15 protein-coding genes are annotated in these 16,279 nt (G+C 28.3%); 8 read left to right on the plus strand and 7 right to left on the minus strand.

Annotated features, from left to right (window positions below):
• Window positions 1-27: 27 nt before the first annotated feature.
• Window positions 28-1,623, minus strand: a complete 1,596-nt coding sequence (aceB, locus tag F7018_RS05345; RefSeq protein ID WP_150898981.1) for a malate synthase A — start codon at window positions 1,621-1,623, stop codon at window positions 28-30.
• Window positions 1,624-1,773: 150 nt separating this feature from the next.
• Here aceB and F7018_RS05350 point away from each other — a divergent pair, with 150 nt between their 5' ends.
• Genes F7018_RS05350 through F7018_RS05365 form a run of 4 tightly spaced genes read left to right on the plus strand, consistent with a single transcriptional unit; the run spans window position 1,774 to window position 7,736 of the window.
• Window positions 1,774-3,252 (plus strand): helix-turn-helix domain-containing protein, encoded by a 1,479-nt coding sequence (locus F7018_RS05350; protein ID WP_150898982.1) that lies wholly within the window; start codon window positions 1,774-1,776, stop codon window positions 3,250-3,252.
• Window positions 3,253-3,311: 59 nt separating this feature from the next.
• Window positions 3,312-4,940 (plus strand): acyl-CoA carboxylase subunit beta, encoded by a 1,629-nt coding sequence (locus F7018_RS05355; RefSeq protein ID WP_150898983.1) that lies wholly within the window; start codon window positions 3,312-3,314, stop codon window positions 4,938-4,940.
• 17 nt (window positions 4,941-4,957) lie between these two features.
• Window positions 4,958-6,955, plus strand: a complete 1,998-nt coding sequence (locus tag F7018_RS05360) for a DUF3352 domain-containing protein (protein WP_150898984.1) — start codon at window positions 4,958-4,960, stop codon at window positions 6,953-6,955.
• 58 nt (window positions 6,956-7,013) lie between these two features.
• Window positions 7,014-7,736 carry a YebC/PmpR family DNA-binding transcriptional regulator gene (locus tag F7018_RS05365; protein WP_150898985.1) on the plus strand — a complete coding sequence of 241 codons (723 nt, stop codon included), beginning with the start codon at window positions 7,014-7,016 and terminating at the stop codon, window positions 7,734-7,736.
• 385 nt (window positions 7,737-8,121) lie between these two features.
• Here the strand turns inward: F7018_RS05365 and F7018_RS05370 are convergent, their stop codons facing one another.
• Window positions 8,122-8,325 (minus strand): hypothetical protein, encoded by a 204-nt coding sequence (locus tag F7018_RS05370; RefSeq protein WP_150898986.1) that lies wholly within the window; start codon window positions 8,323-8,325, stop codon window positions 8,122-8,124.
• A gap of 57 nt (window positions 8,326-8,382) precedes the next feature.
• Here F7018_RS05370 and F7018_RS05375 point away from each other — a divergent pair, with 57 nt between their 5' ends.
• Together F7018_RS05375 and F7018_RS05380 are read left to right on the plus strand one after the other, a co-directional pair.
• Window positions 8,383-8,637 (plus strand): 2Fe-2S iron-sulfur cluster-binding protein, encoded by a 255-nt coding sequence (locus F7018_RS05375; RefSeq protein WP_317132378.1) that lies wholly within the window; start codon window positions 8,383-8,385, stop codon window positions 8,635-8,637.
• Window positions 8,638-8,655: 18 nt separating this feature from the next.
• The gene (locus tag F7018_RS05380) at window positions 8,656-9,306 is read left to right on the plus strand and encodes a hypothetical protein (RefSeq protein WP_150898988.1); all 651 of its coding nucleotides are present in this window, start codon (window positions 8,656-8,658) and stop codon (window positions 9,304-9,306) included.
• Window positions 9,307-9,742: 436 nt separating this feature from the next.
• Here F7018_RS05380 and F7018_RS05385 read toward each other — a convergent pair whose 3' ends face one another.
• Window positions 9,743-10,465, minus strand: a complete 723-nt coding sequence (locus F7018_RS05385; protein WP_150898989.1) for a hypothetical protein — start codon at window positions 10,463-10,465, stop codon at window positions 9,743-9,745.
• Window positions 10,466-11,018: 553 nt separating this feature from the next.
• On the opposite strand from F7018_RS05385, the gene F7018_RS05395 reads away from it, so the two are divergent.
• Window positions 11,019-11,774: a hypothetical protein gene (locus tag F7018_RS05395; RefSeq protein WP_150898990.1), complete on the plus strand. Its 756-nt coding sequence runs from the start codon at window positions 11,019-11,021 to the stop codon at window positions 11,772-11,774.
• A 279-nt stretch (window positions 11,775-12,053) separates the two neighbouring features.
• Window positions 12,054-12,647, plus strand: a complete 594-nt coding sequence (locus F7018_RS05400) for a hypothetical protein (protein ID WP_150898991.1) — start codon at window positions 12,054-12,056, stop codon at window positions 12,645-12,647.
• A 1,014-nt stretch (window positions 12,648-13,661) separates the two neighbouring features.
• On the opposite strand, the gene F7018_RS18345 is transcribed toward F7018_RS05400, so the two are convergent.
• The 4 genes from F7018_RS18345 to F7018_RS05415 form a co-directional block, all read right to left on the minus strand.
• Window positions 13,662-13,832: a hypothetical protein gene (locus F7018_RS18345; RefSeq protein WP_175578651.1), complete on the minus strand. Its 171-nt coding sequence runs from the start codon at window positions 13,830-13,832 to the stop codon at window positions 13,662-13,664.
• 50 nt (window positions 13,833-13,882) lie between these two features.
• Window positions 13,883-14,284, minus strand: coding sequence for a DUF3592 domain-containing protein (locus tag F7018_RS05405; RefSeq protein ID WP_150898992.1), 402 nt, complete (start codon window positions 14,282-14,284; stop codon window positions 13,883-13,885).
• Between the two features lie 125 nt (window positions 14,285-14,409).
• Window positions 14,410-14,823, minus strand: coding sequence for a hypothetical protein (locus tag F7018_RS05410; RefSeq protein ID WP_150898993.1), 414 nt, complete (start codon window positions 14,821-14,823; stop codon window positions 14,410-14,412).
• An 805-nt stretch (window positions 14,824-15,628) separates the two neighbouring features.
• Window positions 15,629-16,258, minus strand: coding sequence for a hypothetical protein (locus tag F7018_RS05415; protein ID WP_150898994.1), 630 nt, complete (start codon window positions 16,256-16,258; stop codon window positions 15,629-15,631).
• Window positions 16,259-16,279: the final 21 nt, after the last annotated feature.

The raw sequence follows: 16,279 nt of genomic DNA on the forward strand, positions 1-16,279 counted from the left end.
TGTTGCCGCATTTAGTAGGGCTTTTTTTTATAAATATTTGTATGCTGGTAAGGTTAAGAATTCTACAAAGTCTTCATTAAGAATTAAATCATCAAACAACTGGATAGCTGTGTCAAATTTCCCTTGCTTATATCTTTCCTCTCCCACATACGTTTTAATCTTTTTAATTTCTTCTTTTTTATATTGTAAGTACATGTCTTTAGTAAATGTTCTTCCATCTTCTAATAACACATTTTTATGTAGCCATTGCCAAACCTGAGTTCTTGATATCTCAGCTGTAGCTGCATCTTCCATTAAATTATATAGTGCTGCTGCTCCTTGTTCCATTAACCAAGATTCTATATATAAAATACCAACATTTATATTTTCTCTAATTCCTTCTTCAGTAATTGTTCCTTCAGGTAAATCAACCAATGCTTGTTCTGTTATAGATATATCTTCTAACTTTTTATCTATTTGATTTGCTTTCGGCATATACTCATTAAAAACATCCATCGCTACTTTTACCAACCCTGGGTGTGCAACCCAAGTTCCATCATGACCATTTTTTACTTCTTGCAACTTGTCATTATATACTTTTGAAAAAGCCAACTCATTAGCTTTATCGTCGTTTTTAACTGGTATTTGTGCAGCCATTCCTCCCATAGCATGTACACCTCGTTTATGACATGTTTGGATTACTCTTAACGAATAAGCCTTCATGAAAGGACTACTCATAGTAACCTGAGCTCGGTTTGGTACTATAAACCCATTGTGATTTCTAAACTTTTTGATATATGAGAAAATATAATCCCAACGACCACAATTTAAACCAGCCATATGATCTTTCAACTCATAAATAATTTCATCTAATTGAAAACTAGCTGTAATCGTTTCTATCAATACAGTTGCTTTAATTGTTTTTTGAGAAATCCCAAGATAATCTTGCGCAAATACAAAAACATCATTCCACCAGCGAGCTTCTTCATAGTGTTCTAACTTCGGTAAATAAAAATAAGTAGCACTTCCTTGACCTAGTAAGTTTTTAATATTATGGAAAAAATACAATCCAAAATCTACTAAAGAACCCGACATCTCTTCTCCTTCTACAACAAAATGTTTTTCATTTAAATGCAATCCTCTAGGACGAACCAACAATGTAGCTACCTTGTCATTTAGTTTATACGTTTTATCCTTCTTTTCATTATAAAAGGAAATCGTTTTATTTACTGCATCTCTTAAATTTACTTGCCCGTCTAGAATATTAGTAATTGTAGGAGAATTGCTATCTTCAAAATCAGCCATAAATGTCTTTGCGCCAGAATTCAATGCATTGATAATCATTTTTCTCTCAACTGGACCAGTTATTTCTACCCTTCTATCTAGTAAATCTTTTGGCAATCGTTCACATACCCAATCATCCTCTCTTACTAACTTTGTTTCTTCTGGAAAACTTGGAAAGTTACCTGCATCAAAATATGCCTGTTCTATTTCTCTCTCTTCTAATAATTGAAGCCTTCTTTCATTAAATCTTTCATGAAGTTGAATTAAAAAAGCACTAGCTTCTTTAGTTAGAATGCTTTTATACTGAATAGCTTCAAAACCTTTAAATTGAATTTCTTTGATTAGAACATCTTGATTCATAATAACTTATTTTTAATTATTGACACTTCAATATTAAAAAAAAGAACTCAAAACAAAAAGCGAACGTTCGCTAAAAATATGTTTTTTACTAATTTTTATTAATTCGCTAATTTTTATACCTTTGAATTGCGAATCTTTTAATAAAACACTTTGGAAGAAGAATATATTAGACTTGTTTTTGGTTTAAAACTTAAACAAATACGTACCGATAAAAACCTATCACTCTTCGGATTAGCCAAATTAACAGGCTTATCTAAATCGTATTTAAATGAAATTGAAAAAGGAAAAAAATACCCAAAAACAGATAAGATTGTAATACTTTCTGAAAAACTAGAAGTTCCATATGATCATTTGGTTTCTTTAAAATTGGATAAAAACTTAGCTCCAATTGGTGAAATCTTACAGTCGAAAATTTTAAAAGAAATTCCGTTAGAGCTATTTGGTATTAAAGAAAACAATCTTATTGATATTGTTGCCAATGCTCCTGCGAAAGTGAATGCTTTTATTAGTACTATTATAAAGATATCTCAAAACTATAACTTAACAAGAGAAAGCTTCTTTTTAGCTTCTTTACGTTCGTACCAAGAAGCACATAATAATTATTTTGAGGATATTGAGAATAATGTTATTTCCTTTGCTAAATCTTATCATGTTGATTTAAGTAAACCTATAAAATCAAAAGAATTAGAAGATATTTTAATTCAAGAATACGGATACACTATTAATACTGAAGAACTTTCTAAACATCAGAAACTATCAGAATTAAGAAATATTTACATTCCAAAGAATAAAACACTACTTCTTTTTGATGATATTAGTGAAGCACAAAAAACATTTATTTACGCTAAAGAAATTGCTTACAATTATTTAAATATTGAAAATCGATTATACACCTTTCCTTGGATAAAATTTGAAAGTTTTGATCAGGTTTTAAATAATTTTATTGCTTCCTACTTTGCTGGAGCTCTTATTATTCCAAAAGAAAATCTAGTTAACAAACTAACTCATTTATTTTCTTTACAAGATTGGCAACCTATTCAATTGCATAAAATCATTAAAAGCTTTCATTGTTCTGATGAAACTTTTTACCAACGCTTAACAAATATATTGCCCAAGCACTTTAACATAAAAAACCTATTCTTTTTACGTTTTACTCATAAGGAAAACTCATCCATATATAGGCTTTCAAAAGAGCTGCATATTACTCAGCAACAAACACCACATGCAAATCGTAATAACGAACACTATTGCAGAAGATGGGTTTCTTTAAAGACAATTGAAGACTTAGAAAAAAACGCTGATAAAAAGTCTAGTTACGGTATTCAAATATCATCTTATGAGAACTCTAAAAATGAGTACTTAGTTTTATCCGCTGCCACTTCCGACCCTTTTAAAGACAACATTAATAGAAGTGTGAGTATTGGTATGCTATTATCTCCTCATTTAAAGAAAAAAATTCAATTCTTTAAAGAAGATACTTTTACCAAGAAAACTGTAGGTGTTACCTGTGAATCTTGTGGTGTAAAAAACTGTGAAGAACGGGTAGCTGAGCCACGAATTTTAAACAAACAATTAAGAAATTTAGAAATAGAAAAAACGGTAGAAAGCATCCTAGAATCATACAAGTAAACACCTTGTATTCTACCTTGATTTTCTTATTTTAGCAAACGCAAAACAAATAACTTACAATGGATCTTAACTTCAATAAAAACGAAGACCACAATAAACTTTTAGCTTCAGACTTACGCCAACGCTTAGTAAAAGTAAAATTAGGAGGCGGACAAAAACGTATTGACAAACATCACGAAAAAGGAAAATTAACTGCCAGAGAACGTATTGATTTTCTTTTAGACAAAGACACTAAATCTATAGAAATTGGTGCCTTTGCAGGAGAAGGAATGTATGAAGAGCACGGAGGATGTCCTTCTGGTGGAGTTGTTGTTAAAATGGGATACGTAAGCGGTAAGCAATGTATCGTTGTTGCAAACGATGCTACTGTAAAAGCAGGTGCTTGGTTTCCTATTACAGGTAAGAAAAATTTAAGAGCTCAAGAAATTGCTATTGAAAACAAACTTCCTATTATTTACTTAGTAGATTCTGCGGGAGTATATTTACCAATGCAAGATGAAATTTTCCCAGACAAAGAACACTTTGGAAGAATTTTTAGGAACAATGCTGTAATGAGTAGCATGGGTATTACTCAGATTGCTGCTGTTATGGGAAGTTGTGTAGCTGGAGGAGCTTATTTGCCAATTATGAGTGATGAAGCTTTAATAGTAGATAAAACTGGAAGTATTTTCTTAGCTGGAAGCTACTTAGTAAAAGCTGCTATTGGTGAAACTATAGACAATGAAACTTTAGGTGGTGCAACTACGCACTGTGAAATCTCAGGTGTTACCGATTATAAAGCTAAGGACGATAAAGATGCCTTAACTACCATTAAAAATTTAATGGATAAAATTGGAGATTATGACAAAGCTGGTTTTAACCGTAAAGAGTCATTTCCTCCAAAAGAAAATGAAGATGATATTTTTGGAATTCTTCCAAGAGAAAGAAATGCTCAATATGATATGTTAGAAATTATCAAACGTTTGGTTGATAATTCTGAATTTGAGCAATATAAAGAAGGTTATGGACAAACCATTATTACTGGTTACGGTCGCATAGACGGTTGGGCTGTTGGTATTGTTGCAAACCAACGTACTTTAGTGAAAACTAAAAAAGGAGAAATGCAGTTTGGTGGTGTTATTTACAACGACTCTGCCGATAAAGCTACTCGTTTTATTGCCAACTGTAATCAGAAGAAAATTCCTTTAGTTTTCTTACAAGATGTTACTGGATTTATGGTAGGTTCTAAATCTGAACATGGTGGAATTATTAAAGATGGTGCCAAAATGGTAAATGCTGTGTCAAATTCTGTAGTTCCAAAATTTACCATTGTTATTGGTAATTCTTATGGTGCTGGTAACTACGCTATGTGTGGTAAAGCATACGACCCTAGATTAATTGCTGCTTGGCCAAGTGCTGAACTAGCGGTAATGAGTGGTAACTCTGCTGCTAAAGTATTATTACAAATTGAAACAGCTTCGTTAAAGAAACGTGGAGAAGAAATTACTCCAGAAAAAGAAGCTGAGTTATTTGATAAAATAAAATCACGTTACGATAACCAAATCTCTCCATACTATGCTGCTGCAAGAATATGGACAGATGCCGTTATCAATCCATTAGATACAAGAACCTGGATTTCTATGGGAATAGAAGCTGCTAACCACGCTCCTATTGAAAAACCTTTTAATTTAGGTGTTATTCAAGTATAATTTGCATACAACTAGTTATGAAAAAAAAGATTATATGGGCTATTCTAATAGCCCTTTTTAGTTTTATAGGATATCAAGCTTACATTTTTACCTTAGCTGATGAAGATAATATTAACCCTATTTATCTAATTCCTAAAAATGCAGCTATCGTTTTGGAAACTGAAAGACCTATTGATACTTGGGACGAAATAAGTTCGAGTGAAATTTGGAAACACTTTCAAACCAATTCTTATTTCAAAGAAGTAACTAAAGACATTAGCGGTTTTAATAAACTTTTTAAGGATCAGAAAGATGTAATTGATTTTATAGGCGAAAGAGATCTTTTAATATCTATTCATAGCTATAAACCTAAAAAATACGGTTTACTTTATGTAATCGATCTTCAAAAACTAGCCAAACTTCGCTTTTTAAAAAGCGCCATTCAAAAATTAGCTGATAGCAACTTTAAGATTACTCAAAGAACCTACAAAGAGCATGAAATTATTGAGCTTTACAATAAAAGCAACAGAGAAACTCTTTATTTATCATTTATTAAAAATCAATTAATTGCTTCTTATACACATGTACTAGTTGAGCAATCAATAAATCAATATTTGGAGCCAGTAATTGGTCGCGATTTGAACTTTGTTGAAATAAAAAAAGAAACTGGAAACGACGGTTTTTTTAATGTATATATTCAATATGAATACTTCGACCAGTACTTAGCTTGTTTTACAAACCCTTCAAACCTTAAAAGCTTTAAAAATGTACAAAACGCTTTATTTTATTCTGGTTTTGACATTTCCATTATGGAAGGAGTTACCTTGCAAGCACTTGGTTATACGAATGTAAATCAGACTTCTCAAACCTTTTTAAAAGCGCTTCAAAATTCTGGAAAAGGTAAACGTAGTATTGCCAAAATTGCTCCAAGAAACACTTCTTTATACCTAAGTTTTTCTTTTGATAGTTTTGATGCTTTTCATACCAATTTAGAAGCTTTAGAAAAAGACAATGCTGCTACTTTTAAAACTTACACCAATCAAATTAAAAGTATTGAAGATCAATTAGAGATCGATATTCAAAAACATATATATAGCTGGATTGGTAACGAAGTAGGGTTACTACATTTTAATTCAGATTTATCTAAAAACAAAAAAGATATTGCTGCGGTTATTAAAGCTGATGATATTGATGATGCTAAAGAAAATTTAGATTTCATTCTTTCAAAAATTAAAGAAAATACGCCTTTAAAATTTAAGCAAATCAACTACAAAGGCTACCCTATTCACTTTTTTGATTTAAAAGGATTCTTTAAGATGTTGGCAGGGAAAACTTTTGCTAAAATGGAAAAGCCATATTTTACCATTATTGATGATTTTGTGGTATTTAGTACGAGTCCTAATACCTTAAAAGAGATTATTAACAATCATTTGGTTGAATACACTTTAGCGGAATCTGAGAGATTTGAAGAATTTAATTATCATTTTGAAAATAAATCGAGTGTTTTTGCCTATGCTGAAACTGCAAATTCATACAACGATTTATTGAGTTTATTAGACTATAAAACTCAGCAACAACTTAGAAAAAATAAAAAGTATTTTAATTCATTTTCGCAGGTTGGTATTCAATTAATTTCTAAAGGAGACTTGTTTGAAAGTAATATTACGCTTTCATATCAATCAGAAGAAGAATTATCCAATCATCAAAACAAAGAAACTGCTTTAAAGGAAGAATTATATAAAAAGCTAATACCTGAAAAAGATTCAGTTATTGTAGAAACTGCAGAAACTATTTTTAATATTCAAGCAATTCATCCATCAGATTTAAGCGCAAAAGAATACAAAGAGTATTACGATGATAAGCAATTAAAATTTGAAGTTGAATTAGACGATGGCGTTTTAGACGGTAGCTTTAAACTATATTATTCTAGCGGTAATTTAAAACTGAAAGGACAGTTTAAAAACGGAAAAAAGACAGGTACTTGGCGTGCCTATAGTGACAAAGAAGGAAAACAAATTTTCAAAAAAAGATTTTAATTGTAAATATTTAACGCAATAGTTACATTTGCCATTGCGTAAACATAATTTTTAAGAAATGGGAAGAGCATTTGAATTTAGGAAAGCGAGAAAAATGAAACGTTGGTCTGCTATGGCTAAAACTTTTACTAGAATTGGTAAAGACATTGTAATGGCAGTAAAAGAAGGAGGTCCAAACCCTGAAACAAACTCTCGTTTACGTGTTGTAATACAAAATGCGAAGGCTGCAAACATGCCTAAGGATAATGTACAACGCGCTATTAAAAAAGCATCTGATAAAGATACAGCTAACTATAAGGAAGTTTTATTTGAAGGATATGCACCACACGGAATTGCTGTTTTAGTAGAAACTGCAACAAACAATAATAACAGAACTGTAGCAAACGTAAGAGCTGCTTTTAATAAATGCAATGGTAATTTAGGAACTTCAGGTTCGGTTGCTTTCATGTTTGACCATGTAGTAAACTTTAAAGTAAAAGAGGATACTTTAGGAATGGATTTAGAAGAGTTCGAAATGGAGATGATTGACTTTGAAGTGGAAGAAGTTTTTGCAGACGAGGAAGATAACTCTGTTATGCTATATGCTCCATTTGGTCAGTTTGGTTCTATTCAGAAATACTTAGAGGAAAACAATATTGAGATTCTTTCTTCTGAATTTGAAAGAATTCCAACAACTACTACTGCTATTTCTGACGAACAAAAAGAAGATGTAAACAAGCTTTTAGAGCGTTTAGAAGAAGATGATGACGTGAATACGGTTTACCACTCAATGCAAGAGTAAACTCAATAATATCAATTACACCCCTCTATTTTACTAGAGGGTTTTATTTTTTATATTTGTTTATTTTTATTGAAAAAATGAACCAATAATGAACCAATTTTGTAATTGATAAATTTCAATTTTCAAATAAGAAGCTATAAAAAGAAAAATAACACTCAAGCTATTAGATTAAGATTCTTTACCTCTTCCAATAACATGTAGTATATAGATTCAAAAATTTCTGTTTTAAACAATCAATGGGATAAAAAAGCAACAAGTTAAAAAACATCCTTTAGAAGAAAATCTTAATGTTCAATTGAATAAATTAAAGAGTAAGGTTAAAAAAATATATTACAATAACAATGGAATTTCTGCAAAAGACTCTTACTGCTTTTAAAAATTTATTCTATACCTGTGTATTTTTATCTGTAATGTATGATGCTTTTATAAGTGAAAGCATGTCATTTGTAAGTGTACTTTTATTAGGTTTATTTTGTTTAATCCACTCGATTGTAGAGCCTTTAGATCCAGATCCAAAAAATAGTACCAAAGTATATCCCGAAACTTTTTCCAGTAAGTTACTAGGTTTTGTTTTAGGTCTTATTGGCATCTTTATTGGTCTATTAATGTATTTTCATTAGTCATATCATTAATCCTTAACGTGGTTTTGGCGTTTAAGTCGTTCAGCACAAGTCTAGATATAGTATTTTTCCTATCATATAAATTACCATATGCAGACAGAGTTGGAGCTATAGCTGTTTGTGCTGCAAAAGTACTAGATGGTTCTATAACTCAACCTGATCAATCTTATTTAGATGATGATCAATTAGATGACGGCTATCTTCTAACTTGTGTTGCATATGCCACTACAGACTGTATAATTCTTACTCATCAAGAGCATAAGATTAATGGTGGTAAATAATTAATTATTAAATTTCTTATGAATTTATCCTTAAAATACTGTATTTATTTTTCATTAGTTTTAGTTTTCTTCTCTTGCTTAAATAAAAATGGTGAGAAAAATGAAAAAACTAATAACCTTTCTGCTGAAATAGAAAAAAGAGAAAGGGAAATAGATAGCTTAAAAAAAATAGACTTTTTAAGTAAAAAGTATAAATTTTTAGACAAAAAATTTAATCTTAACGTAGACAATTCTACATTTCAAAAAGCTATTAAAAAATACAAATTTTATCCTCAAAAAATTAAAACTTATAAAGATTCTTTAAATGTCATTTTAACATATGAATTAGATAGTTATCATGGAGCAAATATGGCAACTAGAAGAATTACCTATAAGTGGAAAAAAATAGGATACTATATTTGGGAGAATAATATCAAATCAAAAGAAATTGGTCTTTCATTTGGCTATTCACATCCCTACAAATTTTACGAATTTTTAATAAGCGAAAGAGAAAACGATTCTCTGAAGATTATTTTTTTTAAAGATTTAAAAAGAAAGTTAGTTAAAGAATTGAATGATTCAATTACTATAAAGCCCTACAAACAGTTTTTAAAATTTGCTTTCAAAAACAATCCTAAAAGGATTCATGACATGAATAATCAAATGAAGAATAATAAACATAGACATTAATGTAATTGATAATAAAATCAACACTTTTTTTAGTGGTGATTTTTTTCACATAATTATTTAACTTTTACTAAAAAATATATAGAACACAATATCAAAGCTAAGCTCATAGTAATTATAGTTTTTAAAATCCCTTTGCAACAAAACTGCAACAGTTTAGTAACAAAAACATCCATGTTGCAACAATACGCATCAGTTTGCAGCAAAATATATTTAAAGAGAACATTCCGAAAACCTTTATAAATACTAGGTTTAAAAAAAACGCTACAACAAAATTGCAATAATTTGCAACAAACAGCAACAGAATGTTTTCTATAGGTTACTTATAACTACTCTAATTTTTTAATTCGTTTACTAAATATTGACATAAAAAAATCACCTTGAATAAGGTGATTGTGGTAAGTATGATTAAATAAAAATTTTCTTTATAGTTCTTTATCTATGTTGTAAAATATTTTATGTTTTTTTCTATAATACTCGCTATTTCAAAGGCGGAATTATCAAACCTTTTCATATCTATTTTTTTTATACCATCTAAGCTAGTGCATAATATCACTTTATCTTCATTTTTCCCTTCTATTATAACATAATCTAATATACAATTCCAATATATTTTTTCTCCATTAAGATTTATATAGTTTTCATGAATAGAAATAACATAGTCCTCATCGTTAAAGTAATTATATGAAATATAGATTATACCAATTAATGAAAACACTATTAAAAAAATCATATTAAATGATTGTAAATCCCATCCATGATTATGTTTTATATTTCCATACACAATCATTAGAAATATCCCAATAAAAACTAATGAATGATTCAGAATACTAAATTTATTCCTATAAAACTTCATATTAACGCCTCCTTTAGAAAGATTTCTATTATTATTTTTCAAACTAAATCTTTCAATATAAAAAGAAGTGTCAGGATCTGTCCAGAATTTTTTATTCTCAAGTTTTGTGTATTTTAGTTTAATTCCTTTTTTAAACTCATCTGTCTTTTCTGTAATTCTTTTTTTGTCAACTTCAAATTTATTACACTCTTTATCGAAGTCAGGGAGTAAATTTGTTAAACTACAAATCACCCCTTTTTCGAAAGAGACGGTTTTGTTTTTACAAATAATACAGAAACCTTTTTGATATTGTTTTTTTTCTTTCAATTAGTTATTTTTTTATAACGGTCTAGTGTATGAGTAGCAGCAGGTTTCTATGCTAATACTTTCGGTTAGCAATATACTTAATAAAAAAGAAAAACGGCTTGAATTTGAATTCAAACAGATATTACTTATACACCTTGTTAGCTCTCGTTATTTATTCTAATTCAGTTTTTGTATAACCATCCAAAACCAACTCAAAAGAACCTTCGGTGGCTGTGGCTTTTTCATAAATTAAAAACCATTCTAATTCATCTTTAGCTAATCAAAAACTATAGAAATTATGATACAATTTGTAAAAATAAATGTAGACTTTAAGGAATTATAACCTCTCTTTTATTTACATTGCATGTTATAAAGTTGAAAAAAATAAACGGAACTTATTTTATTGAAAGTTCCACATAACCAACCAAATTGGACGAATATAAGGAATAAAGTTCCGCATAAAAACAAGTTGTATTTAATGGTGAGAAACGTATTTTATATATCAATTATTAGTCTCATTTTAAGCTGTAATTTGACTCAAAAAAAGGAGGAATTTGAATTGCAAAAATCTAAATTGAATAAACCTGAATTAAGTGGTATTTGGGGGCTGAATAATTATTTTGATAAAATACTTGCAGATAAGAAAATAGCTAAGCATAGATTACAAGTACCAACTTGGTTTGCAATTCTTTTGGAAATAAAGAATGATTCGCTTAAAAGTTACGGTTCAATCATTAAATTGAGGTACAAACTGAATTACACCTCTGACACTCTTGCTTTATTTGATTCTTTTAGAGGTAACTATGCTTTATTAAAAGAAAATGATAATCTATTACTAACTCAGTTACCTAATCAAGAAAGAATAGATTCAATAAAATACATCTTCAGTAAAAGAAATGATTTAAGAAAATTACTTAAACATCAAGACAGCATCTATAATTTTATTCTTGATAAAAACGAAAAAATTGATGGTATAGAAAAAAGCATAACTAGATATTTTAATGAAAAAATAATTTCTGGCACTTATACTTACAACAATAAAATCGTTGTCTTTGATAAGAATGGAGACTTGAAAAACTTTGATAAATTCAACAAATATGAAGTGCGAAATTATTTTGGCACTCTACATCCTCATAAAAACTTAGATGTAATTACTTTAATTAATTCCGAAAATGATGAATATCAACAGTTCAATTGGAAATTTGAGAATGATAAATTGATTTTAACAGAATTCGTTAATGAAATAATTATTGATAAAGAAAAAAAAGTAGTAACTGATGATTTTGTGCTTGGAAAAAATAAAATTGAATTAAAAATAAAAAATCACTAAGTGCATCAGAAAGCAACAACATTGTTGCAAATCACAAAACTAAACTATCGTTTTTCATTAACGTGCAACAAAAACGCAACAGAATGTTTCCTTAAGGTTAGTTTTAACTATAGTTTTCGGACATTAAAAACTGAAAAGTATATTGATATAATTGTAATAAATAAAAAAAATGTAATTTTAAATTATTAAATACTTTTATTCCACGTCTCTCTCTCATTTGGTAAGTATATACGGAATAAATGTACGTATATAAACAAGTTAGCACTAACCACGAAACAAATGAAACTAAGTAGAATATTTAAAACTAAAAAAGCAACTAAGAAATTAGTAAAATTTGTAGCTGGTGATTTAAATAACCCTGAAATTGAATTTAATTATGGGAAAATATTTGAACAATCAGATAATTCAATAAAAATTGCGACAAGTAAAAATCAAATTGAGCTTTTATCTGATCTACTGAATGATTTAGAACCACCTTTTTATATTTTATATGTTTTAGTTGTTTCAAGAATAGGACAAAAGTTAGGTAGGTATCAATCACCAATTTTTGAAACTAAAAAAGAATTGACTAAATTCCTTAATCAGTACCGAAAGTATTTTGAGACGGACGCAAGACACCATATTTGGATTGGAACTGTTGAAAACACAGGGTTATTAGTATATGACCAACATAATGTAATATTTGCATATGGAAACGTGGAAAATTATAGAAATCGCTTAAATAAAAACAAATACAAAGAACAAAATTTCACTTTTCCTGTACCACACGGACATTTATATCACGAAGAAAATGATAAATATGAAAGAAGTATCTTAAAAGAATTTGATTGGGAAATTTTCCCTCTTCAAGAAAATGATATTTATGATGAATAAAAAGCAGGTGCTAACATTGGCTATAATTAATACGGGGCTTGGTGTTTAATCCAATGTTTAGTGTATTTTTATAGAACTGAGCTGCTACACTTATACTTTATTTTGTTTTTATTAATTTTGCTTAATAAAATTGCTCATCCTATTTATATTTCATAATGCTTTTTATAATATTACAAAGAGGAACACCTTTTAGTGGACCAATTTATACAGGTCCTGTTAATAATCATGTTTCTAAATCAAGCCCTGAAGAAATTCTCATTTTAATTGTTGTTATAATTCTATTTGGTACCTTTATTTTTTCTTTTAATAAGCACAAGAACTAGTAGTTCAAAACTGCAGTTTTATTGATTTACTATATTTGTTTTTCAATTAAATTGCTTATGTTTTTACTTTACCTTTTCTTTTTTGGTGTTTCATTGATTCAATTCTCACTTTATTATTTCAAAAAGAAAATAATTAATTTATTCTCAAATAATAAAGAGTTATATATTTCCGATTTTTTAATTCTCCTTATTTTTATTATTCTATATAATTTTGTTTTACCTCGTTTTTTTTATCCAAACCAGGAAGACAATATTAAATGTGGAATGCCAATTTTAGCTATACATTTAGCTTTTTTATTTATTGGAAGTATTAGTAGTATAGTAACTCACATTCTTTGGAAACTAAAATCAAAACTTCTTTTTAAATAAAGCCAGAATCTATACTAATTTTGGTAGTCAATTAGGTCCTAATTAACTAACCGAGGTCCTTTTACCTTTCTAACTTCATTCACCTAAATTACAGGTCCTAAAAACAATAGTTATTTAGAAGAGAAGATTAGCTATTATAATTTTATTAAGTTTAGTATATTGGAATTACCATAAGAAATAAGTCTTATTTTGAGATAAATATTAGTTTTTAATTCATAAAAAAAATGAACCAATAAAACAAAATAAGTAAGGTAAACTCAATAATATTAATAAAATCAACTATAGTCCTTTATTTTTTCTAGAGAGTTTTTATTTTTTTTCACTATATAGACTTTCCCTCTTCTTGAGGATCTTCATCCTCTATTCCATCATCATTAGGATTAGTATATTGGATTTCTTCTTTTTCTTTTGAAGAATTTTCATTGAATAAAATTGATGTAGATAAACCTAATTCAGAATTAATAAATAGAGATAACATCAATAAATACTTCATAATAAATTATATTTTGAAAATTAAAACAACTCTAAAAATACTTGATTAATTTATAATCCATTAATTCCAAAATATAGAAACATAATTCCAAATATTAAGAACAAATATTTCACAAGAAAATCTTTTTTAGGTAAATAAAATCTTCCCTCAGGATTGTTTGGGTCATAATACACTGGTGTTATTTCTCCTATTTTAAACTTAGAATTACTCTTTCCTTTAATTCGTATATTTTTTGTTATTCCATTGTCTAAATATTCAAAAGTCAGAATTGGGAATTTCACTTCTACTTCCCCGTAATTTCCAGCCTCAGTATCTTTTCTTATTTCTCTTTCATATGATACTACTCGTGCATTAGTTAGAATTCCATTTTTTTTAATTAGAATATTTCCAATCATCGTTTTTAACCATAAAATTAGAAAAACAACTCCTAGTATTATAAGTATATAATGCATTTTATTATTGTTATTAGTGTATTTTTTGTCCCTTTTTCTGTTGCCGTGGAAAGATAATTAATAAGATTGAATTTTTACCAAGGAAACCCAATCACATAATTATATAACTTATTATTCAACGCTTTTTATGCTGAAATACCTAAATCAATAGGTTTCCAATTCTCAATTTCAATCTCATAAATAGCAAATCCCCTTTTTTCCACAAAGTTAATTTCCCATTTACTCAATTTAGTCGGATTTTCAGGGATATTTATAAAACTAATATCTAAATCTTTTAAAATTGATATTTTTGAACTTTTTGAGTCAACTTCTCGAATTTTGGCATTCAAATAATTTTCCAAATTATCAAGCAGTTCAGGATACTTCTTTTCAATTTTAAAAATGAGTTCTTTTTGTATTTTACTTATCCCATGCTCATTATTATACACATAAAATTCAATTATTTCATTTACAGAATCCACTTTTCTATTAACATTCCAATATGATCCACCCAAACTATTAGATTTTTTAAATATTAAAACACCGAAAGTCTCGTCCATTATTTTAATCCTTTGTTTCTTGAAAATGTTCAGCATTTCTGTCTTCTTAAATATTGCAAAACTAATTATATCAAAGCAAATATATTTTTTAATAATAAAATACAACACACTATTCATTAGAAATAAAACTTATTTTACTTATCCCAATACATCAATGATTTTTTTAGTTTTTAGGATCTGAAAACTTAAACTTTTGATATAAAAAAACCAACACTTCTTAGGTGTTGATCTATGATAAGTAATGTTTTGATTTTTTTTAAAATCAACTTCATAAGTTGATTATATAATCATATATATATACAATTAAAGAGTAATAAACTAAGCCCATCAGAGTAGGAAATACATATTTATCAAAACCTTTTATAATCTTTCTAATTAAAAACAATAATGCTTCGGCATAACTAAAATTATTATCTTTCTTCCAGAGAATAAAAAGTAATAATACTAAAAAAGACATACCTAAAAGCGCAACCCCTAATAAGAAAAAATGTACCATACAGCAAATGTAAAAATTTATAACTTACAAAATCATTTAACAGATCAGATAAATAACTTTCATTTTAATTTATTTCTTAACCTTTTGACATAAAAAATCAACACTTTAACGATGTTGATATGTGATAGGCATTTTTTTAAGATAATCAACTTATTTGTTGATCTTAAAAAAGCCATTAACCTTTAAATTCAGTATTTAATTGGCTATTTTTTTTATTGCTTACAGTATGCTTTTAACTTCTAATTAATTACTCGGCACTTTTCATTAATCTTTTTCCTTTCAATATTTGAATATCTATAATTAAGGAACTTAAAATTTATATTCAGAGTACAATGGCGCACCTCCAGATTTATAATGCTCTTCACACAAAACTTCCCAGTATGGGTTGTCATTTCTTAACTTGCCGGCTTCACCACATAGATGACATATTTCTAATGACTTTTCCAAATACTTTTCCGTAATTTCATGTAACTTTTCATCAGCATTTATTCCCACCGAAAATCTCAACTCTCCCCATTTTTCTTTCATCACCAGAACTTTTCTGTCCCAACCTGAAGCATCTAATTCACGCATTAATTCAAGAACTAAATTATTCCAACCATCAAAAAATTGGGTATCGGTTTCGTTAAGCTCGGTAAGCTTTTGTAAATCGTATCTATTGATTCTATCATTAATCACAAAATCTTCTAATTTTGTTGTGTTTCGATTCACAAAATCTGCATTTCCATAAATACTTTCAAAATGAACTTTTCGTTTTTCTCTATTACGCTTTTTCAATTCATTTTCAGAAAGAGTAGATGACTGAACTAAAGGAGAAGAAGAGAGACGTTTAACTTTTTTTTTACCTTTCCAATTTCGTAATGCTGTAGGTAACCGTTGTCCTAAATAAAGAATCAAAATAGTTACTATGGCTATAATTTTTAAGATTTTCAAATCCATTCAAATCATTTTTTTTTGTTA

The sequence above is a fragment of the Tenacibaculum aiptasiae genome, assembly GCF_008806755.1.
GTDB lineage: Bacteria > Bacteroidota > Bacteroidia > Flavobacteriales > Flavobacteriaceae > Polaribacter > Polaribacter aiptasiae.